1 protein-coding gene is annotated in these 1,585 nt (G+C 65.4%); it reads right to left on the reverse strand.

Features of this window, described 5'->3' with window-relative positions; genetic code table 11:
* Positions 1 to 208 precede the first annotated feature (208 nt).
* Positions 209 to 757, reverse strand: a complete 549-nt coding sequence (locus FCI23_RS64580) for a catalase (RefSeq protein WP_136731754.1) — start codon at positions 755 to 757, stop codon at positions 209 to 211.
* Positions 758 to 1,585: the final 828 nt, after the last annotated feature.

Genomic DNA, 1,585 nt, shown 5'->3' on the forward strand with positions numbered 1-1,585 from the left:
GGGCTCTACCTGCGGATCCGGGGCCTGGTGGTCGTTGCTGCTGGCCACTTCGGGCACTCCTCCTTCTCCGCCCTCGACTGAATGAATCGGTCACTTTACCCGACTCATCACACTTTGACAGAGAGGGGCGCGAAGAAACCCGCCGGACATCCTCCCTCGCTCCACCCGTCTTCCGGGGTGCGGGGCCTTTCGTCAGTCATGTTTTCTCCTACCGGAACGAGTCCGTGGGTGTGCGGGTGTGTCTTGGTGCCGTGGCCGCTGTCCCCGGGCCTACCGCGCCGCTCCTTGACCGCGGTCGCCAGGCGCTTTCCGTAGTCGGCGCAGGCCTGGGGTGTTCATGCGCATGTCGATGTGATCCAGGTCGCCGATCAGCGCCATGGTCGGCCCGGCCCTGCGGCTTCCAGAAGTGGGGTTGGGGGACTTTGCTCAGGTCTTTGGCGAGGAAGACCTGAGCGTCTTTGCCGGCCTGGGCATCGTTGTCGTCCTTGGAAGAGAACTTCAGCGCGAAGCCGCGGAGGTCGCGCACCTCGTCTGCGGAGCCCAGCCGGCCGACCGCGGTGCACAAGCGCGAGAAGACCTCGGACTGCTGGCAGACCTCGGACAGGAACGTCGCCCTGGTGTACGGAGTGACGTCGGCGGTCGCGGTGAGGTGCTGTGAGTGGCGGCATGGCCAGGCACGACGTGGTAGGGGATGCGCTCGCCGTTGACGCGGGCGAGCTCGCAGAAGTGCTGGTCCTGGATGAGCAGCGGCCCACACTGGACCGGCCGTCTCGGTGTCCCGGGTCCGCTGGGGGCGTGCCCCTCTCGGTAGTCAGGGTTGGACGTAGTCCGTCCTGTGCCGTCACTTCGGCACCTCCGCAGTGATCCGATCGTGAGGGAACCTGACTCTGCCTAAAGATCCATATATTCCACTTAAGAGCGAGTAGTCAGATATGTCAAAAATGGTGTTCCGCGATTTACCGCGTTCCGTGGGCCACCCTGACCAGCGGAACCCGGGCGCCGTCAGCTGCGAGAGAAGCGACGCCAACTGCTCGACCATCGCCCAGAACCCACCTTGGCTTCACGGCACCCCCTGGAGCATCGCCCGGCCATGCCGTGGCACCGCCGCTCATGGCACAGCCGACGAGCCCCAGCGGGTGTCCTCGCCCATCGAAGCGTGACCGCAGACCGACGGCTACCGTCCTGTCGCGCCTCTGATGCGCGACAGCACCGGGTTAACGGTTCCCTGACCCGGACAGTCCTCAGGGCTGAGCAGACGGGCAGGGACCTATATCTATGGGGAGGTGGGACCGCCTGTTGCGAGACGGGTCCGGCAGCGGGTTCTGCCTAGCGTGACTTGCCCGCTGCGCCACGACTGTCCTGGCCGGGCCCCGCAAGAACGATCCGCAGCTGGAAGTGCGCCGGATCCTGGTGCGCTCCACCGGCAACACCAAAGGCCAGCAGCGGGCCCGTGACAAACGGAACCTGTCAACGTGATCAAGGCAGGTAGATCGTTCTATCCCTGTGTCGGGATCGTTTGATCGTCCGGTCTGGGCTCGTCGGGCTTGTTGATCCAGGCCGTCTCGGGGAGCTTCGGCGGTTCGGG

This window comes from Actinacidiphila oryziradicis (genome assembly GCF_005047355.1).
GTDB classification, from domain to species: domain Bacteria; phylum Actinomycetota; class Actinomycetes; order Streptomycetales; family Streptomycetaceae; genus Actinacidiphila; species Actinacidiphila oryziradicis.